Below are 20,397 nucleotides of genomic sequence, written 5' to 3'. Positions count from 1 at the left end.
CGAGCCAAAATACTAGCCCAACACTTTATCAAAGATTTTGACATCTCTGTAGGTTAAGAAAAGGCACGAGCTATTGACTCCCTAGCTCGCACCTTGATATTTCACCCCAACAATTGACATAGAGCCACTATTCTTTGTTTGGAGGCGGTCGAACAGGCACTGGGGGATTACCTGCTCGCTTCGCTCTCATGCATATTGGGGTTGTAACTCACTTCGTTTGAACAACTCCAACAAAAAAGCCTCCTCTCAATGAAGAAAGAAGGCTTGTATCGTTTTAAATTATAATGCCATGCACCTTATTCCGGCGATGTATCCATCTGCGTTACCTTTGCAGTTAGCTCAGCCCAGGCGACCTCACGGCACATGGAAAGCACTGATTAATGCTGCTTCCTTCCGGACCTGACATGGTTCACAGGTTCCCATTGCGCAAGACCCAAACGTCAACACCACTTACAAAGGGCTGACCAAACAGGTACAAAGCCTCGATAAGGAATTCAACCCCACTAGAGCGGATTGTGGGTTACAGGGCTCCGCTACGTCCCCATCTAGCATGACAAATTAGCTGCCATTTCAAAAACGGCTCACTTATAAATATACCTTTATTTCATGGAAAAGGCAAGTAAGAACTTGATTTGTGCGTTGATTTTATCGTTTCTTTTTAAAATGGAAGTCGTATTGTGATGGCGTCATAGGCTGGGATTGTAAAATCTTGATTTGTGATGGGTTCTTCTAGTGCATTTACCAGCGTTACACTGCCTTTCGTTAAGTGTGTTGGATCGATTGTTTGTGGTGTTCTGGTGGGGTTTTCGATCCGGATGATGTATTTGTCTGACTCGTAATAGGATGGATAACAGGCGGAAATGAGGTAGGATTTTGGCATGTCGCTTAGTTGTAGAGTCCTTTGTAGGCCTCGTTTTCGTTCTGTTTTTTGAATTTTATTGTCCAATCGGTGCAGGAAATAGTTGTAGGATTGGCGTTGATAGGAAACTGTTGTTTGGTTGAATTCTCTGCTGCGTTGGGCGGTTTCATGTTCGTTGAATCCTTGTGCACCCAGATAGATGGCTAGGGAGAATGTGTGGTCGCCGATTAGTTGTGCGCCTTCTGTTGGGATTAGTACGTGGCCCTTTTTTGTTGTGTCGCCTGATGCTCGACCAGGACGGTAAGCAAGATTTGGTTTACCCAGTTGACCTGTCGTTGCGAGCAGCGTCAGCGCCAACTGGTCCCCGGATTGTTGGTATTCTTTGATGCCTCGCGTGAAGATGGTACAGCTCTTCGTTTTGCTAGTCAGCGTCACACTTTGTTCCAGCGGCTCAATATCGACTGGCATTTCGCTGTATGTGTCTTGCCAATTCGCTGGGACGCCAGGCTTCCTCTCGATATAGCCGAACGGGAGCGACGCGATATTCGTGTCGGTTTTCACGCCGGTATTTATTTTTAGGCGCAGGCGGTGGCTGTTGATTTGATTATTCACTTTTAATTTGCAATGAAGTAACGCGCTATCTCGACTCAATTCCAAGGTCATTTTTACCAAAAGTTCGGCTTGTTTGCCGTCTGGTATGAGTCGGTCTTCCAAGTCAAATGGCATCGCATGGACGCCGGTCAAAATTAAACGCTCCACTTGGCGTGATTTCTCTGTTATTACTTTTGTAAATTGGAAATCGCGCGGGACATCGTTTGCTAATGGGGAATAGTCATAGGTATCGCCTGCATTGGCGGCATCTTCTAGCTCGATAAAAGCAGGTTGTTTATCGCCAGTTGCTGTTTCAAGATGAATGGTGCCGTCTTCGAAAGTAATTTTGTAAAACGGATTGCTGATCGAGGCGTCCGTGACTGGTTTCATTTCTTCGAGTGCCGTTTCGCTGTCTTCAAAAGTCAGAACGCGATAGCCAAGACCTGGTAGCTCTATTTTCATTCTCACTTGCAAAACATAATATCCGGGCTCTTTAATAAAGCGATTTCCAGCTGGTGTTTCCTCAAGCACGTCTTCCCGCGATTCGATATATTCCGATTGGACAATCATCGCGTCTGGGCATTCTGGAAAGTGGATGTGCTTGTTTTTCGTGATGACTTGTACTTCTTTATAGCTATCAAACGTGGCAAGTTCCGTGTTGAAAACGAGGATTTCATTAGCTTCGAGTTCTAGGTCATCCGCGATTTTCTTCACGATGGTGTTCTCAATACTGTCGCACAATTCGTCGGCTTCCTTCATTCGATGCATGATATCGTCTGCGACAGGATCGGAAACGCATCCTGCCAAGCTATCGTGCGCCTGGCCTTCCAGTAGTTTTTTCCACGTATGCATTAGTAAACGTTCACTGATTGGGATTCCCGAGGCTTTCGCGATAACGAGTAGCGGTTCGATGCGTGTCAGTAATTTTTGCTCTAATTCTGCGCTTTTCAACTTGATGTTCATGCGGCTGGAGCCAATCGTTTTGTGCACCCGAGCTAAAACTGGGCTTCTGAATTCGCCACGATATTCCTCTAAATCTGGCAACGTTTTGACGTAGTCGATGAAATCTTGGTATGTGCTGAGCTCGTAGGAATGGCGTCCCATCTTGTTTATTTCCGCTAATTTCTCGGCAAAATTGGTAATAATGTTCAGCTGGTCATTTCCCGATGGAATCAGGACTTCTTGCGTCTCGCTGTATTTCGCGATGAAATCAATCGCAGGATCAAGACGCCCGTCCACATACGCCGTTGTCGGCTCAAGCAACATACCCGTCCCGTATCCTTGCGGCATGTTAATCGCGTAAATCTGCGCCGCATCGCCCAGCCCGCTCCATTTGAAATAGGTAGACTGGACTTGTTCGCCAAGATGAATCCCCCGCCAGAAAATGATGTTATCAAACCCCGCCTGAGCAAGCAATGTCGGCATTTGCGCGTTAAAACCAAATGTATCTGGCAAATAACCAATTTTCATATAATCGCCGTATTTTTTACTATCAAAAATTCCAATCATCGCGTTTCGCAAAATCGATTCGCCGTGTGCAAAAAACGCGTCTGTTTGCGTGAACCAAGGCCCGATAAAAAGCTGTTTTGCCGCGATTAATTGCTTAATATCGTCCATTTTTTCCGGGTATAATGCGACGTAATCGTCTAAAATCGATAATTGACCGTCCAATACGAAATTTGCTTCAGGATGCGCCTTCAATTCCTCAATAACCTCTGTGAAAAGTTGTTCGCTCAAAACCAGCGCATCGGTGGACGTGAAATACCACTCGCGATCCCAATGCGTATGATTGACAATGTGTGCTTTAACCATAATTACCTCCGTTTTTTAAGCTTCCCATTCTGCTTCATCAAAATCATCTTCTTCAACTGTATACGATTCTTCCTGACCTGCGCTATCTTTCCGTAAAGCGACGGACATACCTGCTACGACAAGCGTTCCAACTGCGATTGCTAAAATATAGAACCACCAGTTTTGCACGGTGAACCAGCCATAAAAACCGCTGATTGGTGCTTGGTTAATCGCGCCAAGTCCTACTGCGAGCGCGCCGCCGATTGCCGAACCAATCACGGTTGCTGGAATGACTTTTAGCGGGGATTCTACAGCGAACGGAATCGCGCCTTCGCTAATACCAACGAGTCCCATGATCAGCGAGGATTTCCCAGCTTCGCGCATTTCGGTGTTGTATTTTCGTCTAGCGATCAATGTTGCCAACCCCAGACCTAGTGGAGGAATAATAATCGCGACTTGTGCGGCTGTGTTCGGTGCATAAATTCCACTCGTCAAAAGTGCCATCGCGGTCGTAACTGCGGCTTTATTTACCGGTCCGCCTAAGTCAAACCCAACCATCGCGCCAATAATTGCCGCCATCAAAATTTGATTCGTTCCTGACATGCCATTTAACCAAGTTTCAAGCGCTTTATTCAAGTCGGCAAACGGAATTCCGACGACATAATTTATAACAAGAACCGTGACTAGCGTACCAACTACCGGTACTAAAAAGACAGGCATAATCGATGCTGCCGATTTTGGTAATTTGACATATTTTTTAATCAAAAGACATGTGTAACCTGCGATCAAACCTGCCGCAAGAGCGCCGAGGAATCCTGCGCCAATATCACGAGCCAGCAAACCACCGACAAGTCCTGGTGCGATACCCAATTTGTCCGAAATCGAATAGGCGATAAACGCTGCAATGACAGGGAACATCATGCCAAGCGCCAGGCCGCCAAAGCCATCTAAACTGTGCAGCAGCGAAATAATACCGTTCGTACTATCTGCATATTTCGGATCCCAAATGTCCGTAATTCCGTAAAAAGAACCACCAACACGCGCAATCGCCATGATCACCGCACCCGCAATAACGAGCGGAATCATATATGAAATACCTGTTAAAACGTGTTTTTTAAGCTCGCTCCCAATTTTTCTAAACATAGTCGTTTCCCCCTATTTCTCATCGATTAGTTTCAGTGCTTCGTTAATCACTTTTTCAGCGTCTTTAATCGGCGCGCTTACAGGAACTTCTAGAATCGTTTTCCCGGCAAATCGCTCGCTATTTCTCACTTTCGTATCCACTGCAAAAATCACAACTTCACCGATATTCACGTCTTTTTCGGTCAGTTCATTCTCGATTCCAGTCGCGCCTTGCGTTTCGACCTTGATTAAGTCCCCCATCTTCTTCGCGCCTTTTTTGAGTGCTTGCGCTGCCATATATGTGTGGGCTACTCCCGTTGCACATGCGGTTACTGCGATTATTTTACGTTTCATACTCCTACCACTCCTTCGTTTAAAATACGGATTACTTCTTCTTTATCTCGCGTTTCTTTCAGCCCTACAACGATATCGTCATCCATAAGTTTGGTCGCAATTTCAGCTAGAATTTTCAAATGGGCATCGGTTTTATCGGAGTCGCTGATGGCAAGTAGGAAAATCATGTTTACCGGCTCGTCATCAAGCGACTCCCATTCAATCAGGTTTTTCGTGCGTGCAAAAACAATTGCCGAATGCTTCACGCTATCGCTCTTACCGTGCGGAATCGCGATATTATTCCCAATCCCTGTCGTCGCGTGCGTTTCCCGATCCAAAACAGCTTGGATGTAGACCTCTTTATCCGCAAGAATTCCCTTCGAATCCAGAATCTCCGCCATTTCTCGAATCGCTGTTTCCTTCGTTGTCGCTTCTAAATCGAATACGACGAGTTCTTTTGTCAAAATATCCTTTACTTCCATTACATCCCATCCTTTATTAAATGTTCATATATTTCTTTAGAGGTCCGAAGCGTCGCCAGCTTTTCCAACCACTTTTTATTATCAATATAATTGTAAAATTGCTCGTATACCGCGTCTAAATTCAAACCATTATTCTCCGTCAGCGCGATGAAAAATACTTTATCCACGTCCACAAGTCCCCATTTCACTGGTTTCTTAAGCGTTGCAATAACAATCGTGGATTCCTTAATCAGCGCCGGATCTGCATGCGGCGTCGCCATTCCATCAAAGGATGTGAACGACAATTCCTCCCGCAAAAGCGCGCTTCGGGCGATGCCTGGCTTCGCCATTCCACGCGAAATCAACAGCTCGCCAATCTCGGTAATCACCGCCTCCATCGACATAACGTCAAGCCCTGCTAAAATATGTTCTGGCTGGATTAAATCTAAAAACGGCTGGCTCACGATTTTCTTTTGCCGCTTCAACTTTTCCATATGTCGCTCCACTTGTTGCAAGTCCTCTTTACTCATCATCGGGCTCACCACAATACTTGGCACCGTTTCCAGTTCGAGATAAATCGTGCTAATGACAAGATCCACATCGACATCCGACTCCATCATCGCTTGCACGGATAGGATTTTTTCAATCTGAATCATCGGGAAGTATTTCTTAATTCTAGCGGCAAGTAACCTCGACGAACCTAGACCAGTACTGCACACAAGCACCACACGAATTGGATCAGGGAAGGAACGCATTCGCTCGTGATACGCCTCGAAATGAAGCGCAATATACGCCGTTTCATCTTCATTCACTTGCACCCCATATTTTCCCTCCACCTCCGTTTTCAAATATAGCGCTTCCTCAAACGCTCGCGGGAAGTTTTGCTTAATTTTACTAAGGTACGGATTTTTAAAATTCATCCCGAGTTCCAGTCGATTAATCGCCGACTTCATGTGTGTCGCCAAGCCTTCTAGCAGCTCCTGATCATACTCCGTTTCGGCCAAACATTCCGTTACAAATTCCGAAACATCATCTTGCGTTTGTATGTGATTGCTGAGAAAATGATTATTTCGTTGGTTATAAGCCGCTGCAAGATGAATCTGAATATAGCCAATTTCAAAATCAGGAATCGTGATATCCAGCCGAGTCTCGAGCATATCAACGAGCGTCTCGGTATTTTTTTGTTGGGAATCCAATGCATCTTTTATTAGACCGTCCACCTGATCTCGTACATACTCTTTTTTACGAATCCGTTCCACCGCAATGGCTAGATGAATCACGATTGACTGAAAAGCATAGTCGGTAAACGCGAAATCATATGTTTCGCTGAACTCGCGCACAATCGAAATAATTTCTTTTAGACCCTCTTCAGGAAAAATTCCAGTCACGTCCGCTTGAATCGTATCGAAAGCTTGGAGTACTTTCTCGCCTTCTTGTTTCAAATACCAATTGTTGCCCCAGAAATTGCGGATAAATTTCGAGGTCAAGGCGCGCTTTTCTTGCTCATTAACGAGAAGCTTCATACCTTTACTTGGCTTTTTATAAAGTTTGACGCCTTCTTTCTCAAGCATTTTCGTCACTTCGACCATGTCTTTTTCAATCGTTCCACGGCTAATGTAAAGCGCTTCGGAAAGTTCTTGAATCGTCACGTAATCGCTTGCTTTTAGTAACGTGCTGAAGATGTAGATGACGCGCTCTTCTTTAGTGGACGGAACGAGACTCACTTGGTTGCCTAGAAAACGAGTGACTTGCGCCAAGCCTTCGCTATCTCCATCAATATAAACGCCGACTTTCGGTTTACGCACGACCGTCATGCCAAATTCTTTTAGGAACACATCGATTTCTTTCAATGAATTGGATACTGTTTTTTCAGAGAGACTTAAGTGATCCGCAATATCTCCCACGCGTGTCTGGCCTGCTTTCATTAAAAACTGAATGATATTCTTTTCGCGATTTGCAATCATTTTAGTTACCGCTTTCATTTCATATTTCCTTTCCCTGACCTTATTCTATTACAAAGCTATCTTACCGAAAACTACGAAAATTACCGCATTGAATACCGTAATTTTGGGATATTGCCGAGTTATCATACCCGTGATAAGTTTAAGTGGCATTATTAATGATGAGAGGAAGCTTATTATGTTGATTTATTTTGTTGCCTTATTACCGGTTCTTGGTTGGGGTTTTATGCCCATCATTGCGAACTTACGAAAAAGCACCCCGGAGGAGCAGTTACTCGGGACGTCGATTAGCGCGCTTGTATTCGCTTTTATTTTGTTTTGGATTGTGTCACCCGAAGTCACGCTAGCCTCATTTATCGTCAGTTTCGTGTCGGGTATTTTTTGGAGTTTTGGACAATTACTGCAATTTAAAGGAATCGCCGCGTCGAGCGTCGCCAAGGCGATGCCGATTTCCAATGGCACACAACTCGTTGGCGCTACACTATTTGCCGTCCTCATTTTCCACGAATGGCAGACGACGAGCGCTGTTGTGATTGGCATTTTTGCAGTGCTTATCATTTTGGTTGGGGTGGTAATGACCGGATTTCAAAAACGTGGGAATCAAATCAAGGAGTCAGTTTCCATTCATGTCTACGCTATCGTTATTCTATCTTCCTTCTTTTTAACGCTTTACGTCGTGACAAACCAGCTATTTCACGTGAGTGGTTTCGCTATCATCTTACCACAAGCCATCGGGATGCTGACATGCGCCATTGGCATTAATTTAACGAAAAAATCTGCCATTTCCCGCAAAAATGTGGCGTTCAATCTGTTGACTGGATTATCATGGTCGATCGCGAATCTCGGTATGTTTCTAGCGACTGCCGTGCTTGGCGTCGCGACTAGTTTCTCGATTTCACAGGCTTGCGTGATTGTGGCGACGATTGGTGGAATTCTGATTTTCAAGCAAAAAAAGAGCCCACTCGAGTGGACGTTTATTCTTTCGGGGGTTGGATTGATTATGGTTGGGGTTGTGTTGTTGAGTTTGTTGAAATAAGCAGATTGTCGCCCATTTCCAACCTTTTCATCGATAACTCGTTTAAGCCTAAAAAACTCACTATGTATCGTAATCACAAAAACAACACAAATATGATATAATAACAATTAGTAGTAAGTGAAAGATGGTGGCTATTCTTAATGGAAGGGGGGATGCTTATGCGAATAAGTATTTACTCTAACGAAAGGAGATGCCTTGTGTCTGTAGCAGAAGCTTTGCAATTAGCAGTCGGTTTTGGAAGTCTTTTGATTTCCTTAATTGCTCTTGTTATTGCATTGATTAAGCTTAACAACGACCACAAAAAATAGCCATCCTCACTCCCACAAGAGTCGATGGCTATTTTTGTACCATATAAAATTATGTCACTGTCTTTTGCCGGAGCTACTACTAGGGAGTCATGTTAGCGCATGACTTCCTTTTCTTGTCCTCATTATAGCATTTTTTGAAAATCTCGTCAAAATTACTTCCTTTTCCCACGAAAAAACACCTCCTGTATCTTCTCAAGTAAGAGAGTTAACAAGTGATGCTTTTATCTATATTGGCTTGTTATTCAGATCACCGCGGTGTGAAGTATGCGTATGATTTGTACGTTTGTTTATTGTGTTTTACAACGATTTCTACTTTGACTTTATAGCCTTTTGTTGCTGTACTGATGTTGAATTTTTTAGCGGTGCCAACTTTACCAGAGATGTAGGTTTTTTTCGATTTGTAAAAAATTGTACCTGTGTAGGCTGTGTTTTTAGGTACACCTGATACATTCAAAGTTACATTCGTGCGTTGTTTTGGTGTCGTTGTGCTTAGTGATACTTTGACTGGATTCTTAACTGCCGCCTCTGCTTGGATGCTTGAAACGCCTGTAATTCCTGCTGAAACAGGTGAAAATACAACCAAAACTGCCATTAGAAATAACGCTATTTTATTTTTCATCGACGTGTTTCCCCTCTTTAATTAAGTATTATTTTTGACAAACCAATACATTACTTATATTACCATAATCATTGAATTTCTCAAAATTTAACTTCGATTGGATGCACACAATTTTGTTTTTCCGGGATTTTTAATTTGTGTTCAAGACATGAAAAGCAAGTGCTTGTTTGTGCTATGCTTAAGATGCCGTCTACCTCCAGAGACGAGTACTACTTCTGGAGAAGGGAGGTGTCATTATGTCCATCATCACAACAGTCCTTGCTCCTATCGTGGTTGGTTGTGTCCTTGCAATTTTCAATCACTGGTTAGAGGTACGTAGCAAGGAGAAAAAAAGAAAGTAGACGGTGAATCTAACAAAAGAAACCCCTATCTCACGCCCGAGATAGGGGTTTCACTATTGGTATCATCATGTTCAACATCAACTGACTTAAGTATATCATAGAAATCGGGATTCGTAAAATAAAAATCGGGAATCAAAAAAACTGGCCGAGGCCAGTTTTTTATGCGTTGAAATAAAATAAGTTTGCCAATACTGCAATCAATGTCCCTAAAAGACAAATTCCCACTAAAATGATTAGCGTCCATACTAATTTGCGGTTCATTCGAATCACCCCACGTTTTTTTTGCCTCCGATGCGCGCTTTATCTGTTATTTGTTTCTATCTTACCATTTACTTGACTTTTTTGCCAGTCAATTAGGCGCTCGTAACTTCCCATTAGCTGGGTCGTGATTTGTTGGAAAATCGGTTGGAGTTCTTTATAAATCGCGACGTTCTCAGGATTTGGTTGGTAAATGTGCCTTGGTGGTATTTTTTTCGGGAGTTCGAGTGTTGGCAAAATTTTCAATGTATGCAGGGCAATGATTGCGGCGCCTAGACTTGAGCCTTCGATTGTGTGGGGCACGATGACTTCGCGGTCGAAAACATCGGCGACGAGTTGGCACCAAACGGGATGTTGGGAGAGGCCTCCGGTGACGTGAATTTTGTCGTGTGGGTCGCTCATCACTTCGTAAACGTGTGCTAAATTAAACGCGATGCCTTCTAAAATGGCGCGGATGAAGTGGGCGCGTTTGTGGTTAATGGTGAGTCCGACGAAGCTTCCGCGGATTTGGTCGGTCCAATAGGGCGCGCGTTCGCCTAGTAAATAGGGTTGGAAAAGGAGACCGTTTGCGCCGGGTGGTGTTTGGATGGTGCTATTGATGAATCCGGTGAAATCGTTTGCCGCGCGCTCGGCGTCTGTGCCGAATTGTTCTAGTCCCCAGGCGAGGACGGCACCGCCATTGTTTACTGCGCCGCCTTGTACGAAGTAGCCGTTCGCGACGCCGTAGCAAAATGTTCGCTGCCAATCGTCGACGTGATACGTTTTTGTGAGTTTGCGAACGGCACCACTTGTTCCGACGGTGAGCGTGACATCGTGTTCGCCGACGGAACCTATGCCGACATTGGCAAGCGCGCCGTCACTGCTTCCCACGATGAAAAGTGTGTCTTCTGCGATGACGCCGAGCGCTTCTTTCCACGCTGGCCGGATACCTTGGAAGGCGTGCGATTCTGCGACTACTTTTGGCAATTGTGATGCTGTTATTTGCGTAATGTCGAGCGCGAGCGACTCCCAGTCATGGGTCAACATATTGTAGAGTCCTGATGCGGAAGCCGACGCCTCGTCAATCACATATTCGCCGAACAGCGCGTGCCAAACATAACTTTTTATCCCGATATACTGAGCCGTTTTCGCCACGACATCCGGAAAATCATCGTGCAACCAGCAGAGTTTCGCGAAAGGGCTCATCGGATGAATCGGCGTCCCCGTTTTCTCATAAACTTGGTTCAAGTAAAAATCGCGTTTTCGACGTTCCAAAGCCTCACCGCTGCGCTGATCCGCCCACGTGATGCAATTCGTCAACGGTTCACCGTCCGCGTCCACCGCAATCAAACTATGCATCGCGGCGCTAAAAGAAATCGCCCGCAAAGCTTGCGCGTCCACGCCCGCCGTCTCAATCACAGCCCGAATCGCATCCACAACCGCATCCAGAATCACGCGCGGCTCCTGCTCCGCCATTCCCAAATCATTCGTCAATAACGGATAGCCTCGCGATTCCCGCGCCACCAGCTCCCCACTCGCATCAAAAATCACCGCTTTCGTGCTCGTCGTCCCAATATCGACGCCCATTACATAAACCACATTTCCCATCCACGTCACCCTCAATTTTTCCTCATTTGTCCCCAATTATAACGATAAAAAAAGCGGAGTCAAGGTTTAGCCCTCGAATCTCCACTTTCCAGTCAATCATAAAAACCAGTCGTTCCTAAATATAGCACACTGCCTATCCAGAGAATAACCAACGACCCAATCACAAAGAGCGTAATTATTCCTGTCGAGCGTTTTTCTTGCCTCGAAACAATACTCAAAAAGCTGCTAATATAGCCTATCAAAAATACCGTTATACAAATTCCAGCACCTATTCGAAATAAAAATATATCTGAGCTACTATTAAAAAATGTTCCTACTACCAAAGATAGCGCGAGTAAAAATATACCGGCAATAGTAAAACGAAAACCTATTTTCGTTCGCCAAGTTATTGTTTTCAATATTTTAGCCTCCTCTCCTTCTTCCTTTATTATGTCGAATAGACCAGACTGTTTTCTTCAGATTTCGTTTCTCTCGTAATGGCATGTGTTACAGTTTTGTGAATAGAAAAACGGCAGGAAGCAGCATCACTTCCCACCATCTCTATTTTATTGAGCTATTAAACCATTAGCAACGACAAGATATTCATTCTGTACTGCCATTTTATATCTTTCTTTCGTCGCGCTATCTGTCACAACGAGGCGCCCCCCTGGCTCTTGATGATTCACCTTCATTGTGTAGCCATCTTTAATTGGAATATCTAGCGTTTCTGCCTTTTGCGTCACATTCCCGATGAAATCCTTCGAGTATACAATTTTCCCGGCATCATCACTTACTTCAATACTCGCATAAGCTGTTGAAAAATAAGTATGTGGCTTCACTGCTTTGATCTCCATATGCATCATATTCTTCGCTTTATCTAGATGAAGTATTGCAAATTGATTGTCACTCAACCCTTTGAATGCAAAATCAATATTATCGCTGTATAGCTTAGATTTGGTAAAACGAGTTGGCATCGGAATATCCGCCAGTGCCTTCTTCACCAAACCATTTTCTCCGATTTGATACACGTTTTGAGTGGGTAAACCAGCTTGCGCCACGTTGTCCACTGTCATTTTCAAACGTCCATTAGCTTCGCGGTGATTGATAATCAGGTAGTAACCTTGCTCTAATTTGATTTTCTTGAGCACCGTTCCAAGATTTTCATTGCCAATCATCGTATAGCTATAAACTTCGCTACCATCTTGATCTTTCGCTTGAATCGTTGCATATGGTTCCGTTTTGCCAAAATACACATGTGGCTGTCCAGCTTTTTTTGCAAATGTTAATTCCATCTGCGACAAGTCTACGGACAAGTTCGCGAAATTCCAGTCACCGAGTCCAAGGAATTTATACGTGAACAAATCGCCATCAACGTCAGCTAAACTTGGCTTTGGAATACTGTCCTCTGTTACTTTTAGCAGTCCATCAGATGTCACTTTATACGTTACTTGTTTGCCCGTTGCATAGGCTTCTTTCGTATCTAGATTAGTAAACAGCAATCTGTTTTGATTTTCCCAATGCATAATTGTGATGTAATAGCCTTGATCGATTTTCAGATTATCGAGAGAACTCGCTACATTTCCACGACCTTTGAAGTCCTTCGTATACACAAGTTTTCCACGTGAATCATGTAGTTTAATCGATGCATATGTGTCGTCAATGTACCAGTGCGGCTCACCAGCATTTTGTTTCACTTGCATTTTCTTGTTCGTTAAATCTAAAGTCATCGACGCAAAATTCCAATCGCCTAAGCCGTTAAATTTAAATTCGAAATTTTGTCCTGTGAACTCATTTGGATTCGGTTTTGGTATTGTTGTAGTTGCTACTTTTTTAAGTCCGTCTGCTGTGACAAGATACGTCGCTTCCTGGTATGTTTCGTATCGTTCGCCCGTTTGCTCGTTCGTTGCAATCAAACGTCCGGCCGATTCTTGGTGTGTTACTGTAATGAAATCGCCGACTGCAATGTTCACATTATTTTCTGATGCCGCAACATTTCCACGACCGTTAAAATCCTTCGCAAAAACTTCTTTTCCTTTGCTATTCGTAATTTTCACCGTTGCGTATGTTCCAGCAAAATACCAATGTGGTTCGCCAGCATTTTGCGTGATTGTTGCTTTATTTGTTTCTAAATCAATACGTAGATTCGCAAAATTCCAGTCACCTAAACCGTTCATTTGGAACTTGAAGTGATCTCCGCTCAGAATCATTGGTGTATTGTCATTTTTAGATGCTAGTATATCTGCATAATCTTGTTGATATTTGATTTTATCTGTGTCTGTATCTGCTAAATAATCTATTGCTTTTCTAAGCTTTGTTTTTGGATTCGCGTTATCTTCATCCTTGATATTGCTATCGTTGCGAATAAATTCTGCTGCTGTGACTAATTTCTCTTTAAAGTTTGCTAGTGCATCTTGGGCTGTTACGCCGGTAACGTCACTTACTAAACCGTATTTCGTCACTTTAAAAGTTTGATTCATAGACATATTCGTTAGTTTGGAAGCTCCGTCTTGAATGTTGAAACGGCTTGGCTCTTTATGCATGATTTTAATCGTATAGCCTGGTTTGATTATCGTATCAAAATTACCAATCTCCGTGTTACTACCGTTCATCACGTGCTTGAATACCGATTCACCCTGTTCGTTTAGCACTTCAATCGATGCATATTCACTCGTGAAGTAAGAATGTGGCGAACTACTTGTGACATTCAAATTTAGACTACCTTTCTCAGGATCAACCGTCGCAATAGCAAAAATGCCGTCGCCTAGTCCTTTAAAAATCATTTTTTGTGCCGCGATGTCTGATGTTTGAAGCTCATTCATTGTAATTGTCGTCGTATTTTCACGATCAGAAACTGCTAAATAATTTGTTGATGGTTCATAAAAACGGTTAACTCCTGTTGGAATATCTAATGAATAAATCCCAACTGGCATATTTTTAATCGTCATCGTTGGCGCTGTAATCTTGATTTCGCGTAGTACGTCAGCGCCATCTTTAATGCGTAACGTCTTCCCTTTTAGCTGTGTGAAATCATTGATTGCAAATTCGATTGTCGCAGTGTTATTTAGTTTGTATTTTCCAAGTTGGTCGTTACTCACCAATCCCCATTTGCTGTCTAGGTTGATGTCTTTGCGTGCCTTTTTCAAGTTATCGCCTGAAAGCAGAGCCGCAAGCGGATAAACGGCTTTGTTGCCAGAATATAGATTCTCTGCCTTTTGTTTCGCCGACATCGGTCCTTGAACAAATTCCAAGTAAGGCGTGAAATTATAGTGACTTGTTTCTCCAAAATATTTGCTCATTAAATCTAGTAGTTGAGCATTTGTTGGAACTGTTTTCGCGTTTGATGCCGCGCGGTACGCTTGATTGAAATGCGTAAATGCGTCGTCGCCCGCCTTATCCTTCATCAATGTTAATATGTATAACTTACTACGCAAATCCCAATTGCTCGCTGGTTTCTTGTCAGTGAATACATCTTTTTCAAACTTAGCTTCTAGTCCAGTTACATTTCCTCCATAGAGCCAGCCGTTATAATAATCTGTTCCGAGCATTTTCTTCTGCATACTATCTGCATATAGGTTATTCCATACTTCTCCTGTTCCAAATGTCGAATCGCCCATAAAGTTTCCTTGGTATCCATGCCCAATCTCATGAAGCCCACCCCAGCCTGTTGTAAGCCAGAAACCAGCAACGGAATCGCTTGTCTGAGCCGTATAAGAACCGCCATAATATGCCGCTCCCGCTCCCTTTTTATCTGCTTTAGCAAAGTAACGGTTAGCGATATTCTTATCCGTCGCTTTTTCTGGTGTGAATGAAAGTCCTTCAAGTTTACTGTATGTTTCAAAAAGCGTGTCATAATAAGCTAGCAATCCATCTATTGAAGTAAAGTCATTCATTTTTTTCAGATAAGCTTTATCTTTAGTAGGAACAAGGATTTGGATATATTTATTGCCTACTAAACCAAAGCTAGCATTCGATTCATCCCATTTATTGAAAAATGCTGCCTCGTTATCGCCTTGATTGTAAATTGGCAAATCAATCGCCGTATCGCTTACTTTGTACTCTACGATGGGCGCATCTTTTGTGAAAGTAGTTCGTATGAAAGGCACAGATTCGCTATTAGCCGTTACCTTCACCCATGAACTTCCTACTGTAGCATAGCTTTCTGTTTGATTATTATCGTTCAATAATTCGAGTGACAAATTCTGAGTATAGGCCGCATTCGTTTGTCTAATCTCGATTGTCGCTCCTTTAGGAAGTATCACGCCCAAGTTTTGACGATCATGATCGATACCTTTTGATAACCCTTGCGCTCTCATCCAAGTTGGGTTTTCTAAGGTGTATAACTTCTTCTCTTTTACTGTTGCCGCGTCTACTTTTAGCCCACCCGCACTAAAAATACCTACTACAGCAATTAAAAATACTGCTAAGATAATTGTTCTCATTTTCCCTTGATTCATTTATTTGCTCCCTCTTTTCAATTTTTTTGCAGTGACATGATTATTTTCACTACATATACTATCATAGAGAAATATCCGACTCATTAATAGCAACAACTTTACGCTACCACTGTTTTTGAGCTCCTTAATAGTGACAATATAGTGAACATCTATTCATTGTTATACTAATGCGCCCTATAGTATACTTAACCTGTATGCTAAAAATAGTAATTTCGAAAGGAAGTTAAATATGAAATCACGTGCAGCAGTTGCTTTTGCTCCTGGAAAACCTCTTGAAATCGTTGAAATTGACGTGGAGGCTCCGAAAAAAGGAGAAGTTTTAGTTCAAATTACGGATACGGCGGTTTGTCATACGGATGCTTATACGCTTTCTGGTGATGATCCTGAAGGCGTTTTCCCAGCGGTTTTAGGACATGAGGGCGGCGGCGTTGTCATCGAGATTGGCGAAGGCGTGACGAGTGTGGCGGTTGGCGATCATGTGATTCCGCTTTATACAGCCGAATGTGGCGAGTGTGAATATTGTACGTCTGGTAAAACGAATCTGTGTCAGGCGGTTCGTGAGACGCAAGGGAAAGGTCTGATGCCGGACGGGACGACTCGTTTTTCCTACAACGGCGAGCCGATTTATCATTATATGGGCACGAGTACGTTCAGCGAATACACGGTTATCCCAGAGATTTCGCTTGCAAAAATTAACCCGGAGGCGCCGCTTGAGAAGGCTTGTTTACTTGGTTGTGGCGTAACGACGGGGATTGGCGCGGTTCACAATACGGCGAAAGTTCAAGCTGGTGATACGGTAGCGGTTTTTGGACTTGGCGCAATTGGTTTGGCAGTTATTCAAGGCGCGGTTCAAGCTTGTGCTAGCCGGATTATCGCGATTGATACGAACCCGGATAAATTTACACTGGCAAAAGAGATGGGCGCGACGGACTTTGTGAATCCGAAAGATCATGCGCGGCCGATTCAAGAAGTGATTGTTGAGATGACGAACGGTGGCGTGGACTTTAGTTTTGAGTGTATCGGGAATACCGATGTGATGCGTTCGGCACTGGAATGTTGCCATAAAGGCTGGGGCGAGAGCGTGATTATCGGCGTTGCGGCGGCTGGAAAAGAGATTAGTACGCGTCCATTCCAACTTGTGACGGGTCGCGTGTGGCGTGGTTCGGCTTTTGGTGGCGTGAAAGGGCGTAGTGAGTTGCCAGGAATGGTGGAACAAGCGATGAAGGGCGAGATTCAGCTTGATCCGTTTATTACGCATACTTTGCCATTTGCGAGCATTAATGAGGCGTTTGACTTGTTGCATAACGGTGAATCGATTCGGACGGTGCTTTCGTATGACTGAAAAACTGGAATTGCTTGAGGAGCATCGGAGTTTTGATGGTGTTCAGAGGAAGTATCGGCATTATTCGACGGTTCTCGGTTGTGACATGACGTTTAGCTTATTTTTGCCGAACAAGGAGGAATTTGAGACGCCGCCACTCGTTTGGTGGCTCTCAGGCTTGACGTGTACGGATGATAATTTTACGCATAAGGCGGGCGCGCAGAAAAAGGCCGGGGAGCTTGGTTTGGCGCTGCTGATGCCGGATACGAGCCCTCGCGGGGATGGTGTTGCGGATAGTGAGGACTGGGATTTGGGTCAGGGTGCTGGGTTTTATCTGAACGCGACGCAGGAACCGTGGGTGCGGAATTTCCGGATGTATGATTATATCGTGACGGAGCTTACGGGGATTGTGCGGGATACGTTTGGTTTGACTGGTCCGGAGTCGATTATGGGACACTCGATGGGTGGACATGGCGCGCTTGTAATCGGCTTGCGCAACCCAGGACGCTTCCGCTCGATTTCGGCTTTTGCGCCGATTGTGAATCCGATGGAGGTTCCGTGGGGTGTTAAAGCGTTTGATGCGTATTTGGGCGCGGATCGGGAGAGTTGGTCGGAATGGGATGCTACGAAGTTGTTGGCGGAACATGACGGTAGTACGCAGACGCCGATTTTGATGGATCAGGGAACCGGAGATTCGTTCTATGATGGACAATTACAACCTGAGAAGTTAGTTGATATCGCGACTGAAAAAAGTTATCCGCTGACGCTGCGCATGCAAGACGGCTTTGATCACAGCTATTATTTCATCGCGAGTTTTATCGACCAGCATTTAGAATTTCATCAAAAGTATTTATAAAAACTGGGGAAGATTTTTATAGCCCAGTTATGCCGATTTTTTCTACGACGATTTCATTACAAAAACCGCTGAAGCTAGTCAGCGGTTTTCATTTTATTCTCTGATTAAAAATGACAAGCACTGAGAAACATAAATTGACTCTCACCGCTGCTATTTATTACTTAATAAAAGCTGCAGATAGGTCACTTGTCATAAGTTTATTACTATTTTTCGCTTGAACTTGTATCCTTGAAGCACCTGGTGAAACGTAAACTTTGAATGTGAAACTTCCATCTTGGTTGCTAGTCATAGAACTAATATTCATCGCTCTGACTGCTGCACCATCTTCATAGACCGTGATACTTTCTGTCCCTTTTGGTGCAGTCCCTATAATATAGTTGCCGTCCATTTTACTTAATTTTGGTGCTGCTAGTTTCACTGTCGCTGAGCCCGTAACAACTGTACTTGCTACACGTGATGTGCTGTAACTACCCGTACTATCTTTAATTTCAACCTTAATGACGGTTCCAGCTACCTGTTTTCCGATACTCGATTGGAATTTACCATCCGTTGCAATCGTACCAGTTTTAATAGCTAAACCATTAACGCTGACACGGAAAATTGTCGCTGATCCTGCTGTTACAGAACCTTTGATAGATTCATTATCCACAGTCATCCCTTCAAGGACTGGCTTTTCATCACTGACAATAGTAACAGCTTTTCGTGCTATCTCAGTTGTAACTTCATAGCCTATTACTTCGATTTTCGCTCCTGCTGTGAGCAGATTATCTGTTGCAATAGTGTAGGTTCCGTCTGCGTTAACTTTCCCAGTCTTTTTCACAACTCCATCCACCGCTAAACGCACAATCGTGATTCCGCTTCCTACCGTTCCAGTAATGCTCGCTGCTTTTAACGTTGTATCGTTCGCTGTAAGGTTGTAAGAAGCATTTAATAAACCTTGTGCTTTATCCAAGTCTTTTTGCATATTTGCTTTTACAGTTGCATCTTGAACCACGTTAATCAAATTTTGAGCATAATCAATGGTTTTTTGAGTTGTGCTTGAGTTGAGTACGTTTGTATTCGGCTCATTATCTTTGAATAGAGCTAGTATTGCGGTTGCTGCCATTTGCTTCGCTAGTGACTCATTTGTTCCTGGAACCAGTGGCTTCGCATTATTACTAACATTAACCGTTTTTCTTGCTACCTCAGACGAACCATTGTATGCTACTACTTCTACTTTGGCTCCTGGGGTAATCAGGTTATCTGTTGCAATACTGAATGTGCCATCCGTATCCACTTTTCCGCTTTTCTTCACTACGCCATCAATCGCCAAACGTATACTGGTAATACCTTTACCTACCGTTCCTGTGATTGCTGTTGATGAGATATCTGCAGCGTTTGCTACTATACTATAATCAAGTGCCGTATCTTTTATTTTCAGTAAATTTTTTGCTTGGTCTATAGCTACTTGCATATTTGCTCTTACGCTTGCATCTGCAACTCCATCTACTAATTTTTGTGCATCATCAATGGCTTGTTGATCTGTTGTCGATTTAAGGGCGTTAGTACTTGGATTATTGTTTGCAAAAAGCCCCGATACTGCATTACTTGCTACAAAAGAAGATGTTGGTGTTGGTGCTGGCGTTATTGATACTGGTGGCGTTGGCTGAGCATTATTTAAAAGACTTTGCGCTAGTTGCACATTTGCTAGCAACGCTGTTTTCTGCGCGGAATCTGTTAATTCATTTACCAAAACTTTCGCTGCATCAATTGTGTTTTGTGTGACAGTAGATTTAATAGCTCCACTTGTCTGTAGATTATTAATAAATAAATCACTAACGGCTCCATTAGCATTGTTAAATTGTTTTTGTAATGCTAGAGCATTGTTATCGTCGAATTCCCACTGCATTGTATCTAAAAGATCCATTAAACGGTCCCGTTCATAAGAGGATGCTACATTCTGTGCAGCGGCATATGCTGTGTCTATATCAGCTTGCGTGATACCTGCGGCTAGATGAAGAAACAGTGTATTCTCATACAGGTTATAGACTTTTTGCCCAAAATCCTGAAGCCCAGTTCCGAAGTCGCCTACAAAATCTGCCGCCGTCAAAACAGCATCATTTTGTTCTACTATCTTTCCATCTGGTGAGATTATATTGATACTTATCCTCGTATTTTTACTAAATTCTTGGTAGGTCATATAGATCGATATGCTTTGTGCTACTCCCGCGGCTGTTGTTGAATATTGCTTATCAACTGTTCCATCTGGGAGATTTGTTTGTACGCCATAACCCTTAGGCAATTTAGTTATATCAATCACCAAATAGACGCCGTTATAACTAATCTTTGGCAAATAGTTAGAAACATTCGTTTTTGTAAACGTCAAATAAGACATTTGTGTTGTTGGAGCAGTATACTTTGGTGCTGTGGATAGTACCGCTGCTTCTACTGGTGCTTCCGAAAGCACGTTGAATGGTGTTATAATACTTGCCCCTAAAATAGATATAATTGTTAATGAACTCACGACTTGTTTCTTCATGT

The 20,397-nt window shown here is 43.4% G+C and carries 15 protein-coding genes and 1 other RNA gene; 5 read left to right on the top strand and 11 right to left on the bottom strand.

Annotated elements, in window-relative coordinates; translation table 11 throughout:
- Positions 1-287: 287 nt before the first annotated feature.
- The 6 genes from ffs to HPK16_RS14980 all read right to left on the bottom strand — a co-directional run bounded on the left by ffs (position 288) and on the right by HPK16_RS14980 (position 7,139).
- Positions 288-554, bottom strand: an RNA gene (gene ffs / locus HPK16_RS15005) — signal recognition particle sRNA large type.
- A 104-nt stretch (positions 555-658) separates the two neighbouring features.
- A complete protein-coding gene (locus HPK16_RS15000) occupies positions 659-3,262 on the bottom strand; it encodes an alpha-mannosidase (RefSeq protein WP_181677724.1) in 2,604 nt (867 codons plus the stop codon).
- A 15-nt stretch (positions 3,263-3,277) separates the two neighbouring features.
- The gene (locus HPK16_RS14995; protein WP_181677723.1) at positions 3,278-4,384 is read right to left on the bottom strand and encodes a PTS fructose transporter subunit IIC; all 1,107 of its coding nucleotides are present in this window, start codon (positions 4,382-4,384) and stop codon (positions 3,278-3,280) included.
- A 12-nt stretch (positions 4,385-4,396) separates the two neighbouring features.
- Complete coding sequence (locus tag HPK16_RS14990) at positions 4,397-4,717, bottom strand: PTS fructose transporter subunit IIB (RefSeq protein WP_036060685.1); 321 nt, start codon at positions 4,715-4,717, stop codon at positions 4,397-4,399.
- Positions 4,714-5,178, bottom strand: a complete 465-nt coding sequence (locus HPK16_RS14985) for a PTS sugar transporter subunit IIA (protein ID WP_181677722.1) — start codon at positions 5,176-5,178, stop codon at positions 4,714-4,716. Before HPK16_RS14985 ends, HPK16_RS14990 begins: the two co-directional genes overlap by 4 nt.
- The gene (locus tag HPK16_RS14980) at positions 5,178-7,139 is read right to left on the bottom strand and encodes a BglG family transcription antiterminator (protein ID WP_181677721.1); all 1,962 of its coding nucleotides are present in this window, start codon (positions 7,137-7,139) and stop codon (positions 5,178-5,180) included. The genes HPK16_RS14985 and HPK16_RS14980 overlap by 1 nt, the downstream gene beginning before the upstream one ends.
- Positions 7,140-7,296: 157 nt before the next feature.
- Between HPK16_RS14980 and HPK16_RS14975 the strand changes: the two genes are divergently transcribed.
- Together HPK16_RS14975 and HPK16_RS14970 are read left to right on the top strand one after the other, a co-directional pair.
- Positions 7,297-8,154, top strand: coding sequence for a GRP family sugar transporter (locus tag HPK16_RS14975; protein WP_181677720.1), 858 nt, complete (start codon positions 7,297-7,299; stop codon positions 8,152-8,154).
- Positions 8,155-8,351: 197 nt separating this feature from the next.
- Positions 8,352-8,462, top strand: coding sequence for a putative holin-like toxin (locus tag HPK16_RS14970; protein WP_220132361.1), 111 nt, complete (start codon positions 8,352-8,354; stop codon positions 8,460-8,462).
- Between the two features lie 247 nt (positions 8,463-8,709).
- Here HPK16_RS14970 and HPK16_RS14965 read toward each other — a convergent pair whose 3' ends face one another.
- Entirely contained in the window at positions 8,710-9,081 is a 372-nt protein-coding gene (locus tag HPK16_RS14965; RefSeq protein WP_036060690.1) for a hypothetical protein, read from the bottom strand.
- A 236-nt stretch (positions 9,082-9,317) separates the two neighbouring features.
- On the opposite strand from HPK16_RS14965, the gene HPK16_RS17220 reads away from it, so the two are divergent.
- Entirely contained in the window at positions 9,318-9,422 is a 105-nt protein-coding gene (locus HPK16_RS17220) for a type I toxin-antitoxin system Fst family toxin (protein WP_181677719.1), read from the top strand.
- Between the two features lie 300 nt (positions 9,423-9,722).
- Here the strand turns inward: HPK16_RS17220 and HPK16_RS14955 are convergent, their stop codons facing one another.
- The 3 genes from HPK16_RS14955 to HPK16_RS14945 all read right to left on the bottom strand — a co-directional run bounded on the left by HPK16_RS14955 (position 9,723) and on the right by HPK16_RS14945 (position 15,700).
- Positions 9,723-11,267 carry a gluconokinase gene (locus HPK16_RS14955; RefSeq protein WP_181677718.1) on the bottom strand — a complete coding sequence of 515 codons (1,545 nt, stop codon included), beginning with the start codon at positions 11,265-11,267 and terminating at the stop codon, positions 9,723-9,725.
- 92 nt (positions 11,268-11,359) lie between these two features.
- Positions 11,360-11,665 (bottom strand): hypothetical protein, encoded by a 306-nt coding sequence (locus HPK16_RS14950; RefSeq protein WP_181677717.1) that lies wholly within the window; start codon positions 11,663-11,665, stop codon positions 11,360-11,362.
- 147 nt (positions 11,666-11,812) lie between these two features.
- Positions 11,813-15,700, bottom strand: coding sequence for a putative mucin/carbohydrate-binding domain-containing protein (locus HPK16_RS14945; RefSeq protein ID WP_181677716.1), 3,888 nt, complete (start codon positions 15,698-15,700; stop codon positions 11,813-11,815).
- Between the two features lie 229 nt (positions 15,701-15,929).
- On the opposite strand from HPK16_RS14945, the gene HPK16_RS14940 reads away from it, so the two are divergent.
- Positions 15,930-17,042 (top strand): S-(hydroxymethyl)glutathione dehydrogenase/class III alcohol dehydrogenase, encoded by a 1,113-nt coding sequence (locus HPK16_RS14940; RefSeq protein WP_181677715.1) that lies wholly within the window; start codon positions 15,930-15,932, stop codon positions 17,040-17,042.
- Positions 17,035-17,877 carry an S-formylglutathione hydrolase gene (gene fghA, locus HPK16_RS14935; protein WP_281368051.1) on the top strand — a complete coding sequence of 281 codons (843 nt, stop codon included), beginning with the start codon at positions 17,035-17,037 and terminating at the stop codon, positions 17,875-17,877. Before HPK16_RS14940 ends, fghA begins: the two co-directional genes overlap by 8 nt.
- A 157-nt stretch (positions 17,878-18,034) precedes the next feature.
- Here fghA and HPK16_RS14930 read toward each other — a convergent pair whose 3' ends face one another.
- On the bottom strand, positions 18,035-20,395 hold the full coding sequence (locus tag HPK16_RS14930) for a toxin Cry1Ac domain D-VI-related protein (protein WP_181677714.1): 2,361 nt from the start codon (positions 20,393-20,395) through the stop codon (positions 18,035-18,037).
- Positions 20,396-20,397 lie beyond the last annotated feature (2 nt).

This window comes from Paenilisteria rustica (assembly GCF_013820765.1).
GTDB classification, from domain to species: Bacteria; Bacillota; Bacilli; order Lactobacillales; family Listeriaceae; genus Listeria_A; species Listeria_A rustica.
Note: the sequence above shows the minus strand (reverse complement) of the source record. Positions and strands in the feature narration are given on the sequence as shown.

Bases quoted from the DNA above. Each gene is read 5' to 3' on its own strand.
- HPK16_RS14955 (WP_181677718.1), bottom strand. From the start codon at position 11,267: ATGGGAAATGTGGTTTATGTAATGGGCGTCGATATTGGGACGACGAGC.
- HPK16_RS14945 (WP_181677716.1), bottom strand. From the start codon at position 15,700: ATGAATCAAGGGAAAATGAGAACAATTATCTTAGCAGTATTTTTAATT.
- HPK16_RS17220 (WP_181677719.1), top strand. From the start codon at position 9,318: ATGTCCATCATCACAACAGTCCTTGCTCCTATCGTGGTTGGTTGTGTC.
- HPK16_RS14975 (WP_181677720.1), top strand. From the start codon at position 7,297: ATGTTGATTTATTTTGTTGCCTTATTACCGGTTCTTGGTTGGGGTTTT.
- HPK16_RS15000 (WP_181677724.1), bottom strand. From the start codon at position 3,262: ATGGTTAAAGCACACATTGTCAATCATACGCATTGGGATCGCGAGTGG.
- HPK16_RS14985 (WP_181677722.1), bottom strand. From the start codon at position 5,178: ATGGAAGTAAAGGATATTTTGACAAAAGAACTCGTCGTATTCGATTTA.
- fghA (WP_281368051.1), top strand. From the start codon at position 17,035: ATGACTGAAAAACTGGAATTGCTTGAGGAGCATCGGAGTTTTGATGGT.
- HPK16_RS14995 (WP_181677723.1), bottom strand. From the start codon at position 4,384: ATGTTTAGAAAAATTGGGAGCGAGCTTAAAAAACACGTTTTAACAGGT.
- HPK16_RS14940 (WP_181677715.1), top strand. From the start codon at position 15,930: ATGAAATCACGTGCAGCAGTTGCTTTTGCTCCTGGAAAACCTCTTGAA.
- HPK16_RS14930 (WP_181677714.1), bottom strand. From the start codon at position 20,395: ATGAAGAAACAAGTCGTGAGTTCATTAACAATTATATCTATTTTAGGG.
- HPK16_RS14990 (WP_036060685.1), bottom strand. From the start codon at position 4,717: ATGAAACGTAAAATAATCGCAGTAACCGCATGTGCAACGGGAGTAGCC.
- HPK16_RS14980 (WP_181677721.1), bottom strand. From the start codon at position 7,139: ATGAAAGCGGTAACTAAAATGATTGCAAATCGCGAAAAGAATATCATT.
- HPK16_RS14965 (WP_036060690.1), bottom strand. From the start codon at position 9,081: ATGAAAAATAAAATAGCGTTATTTCTAATGGCAGTTTTGGTTGTATTT.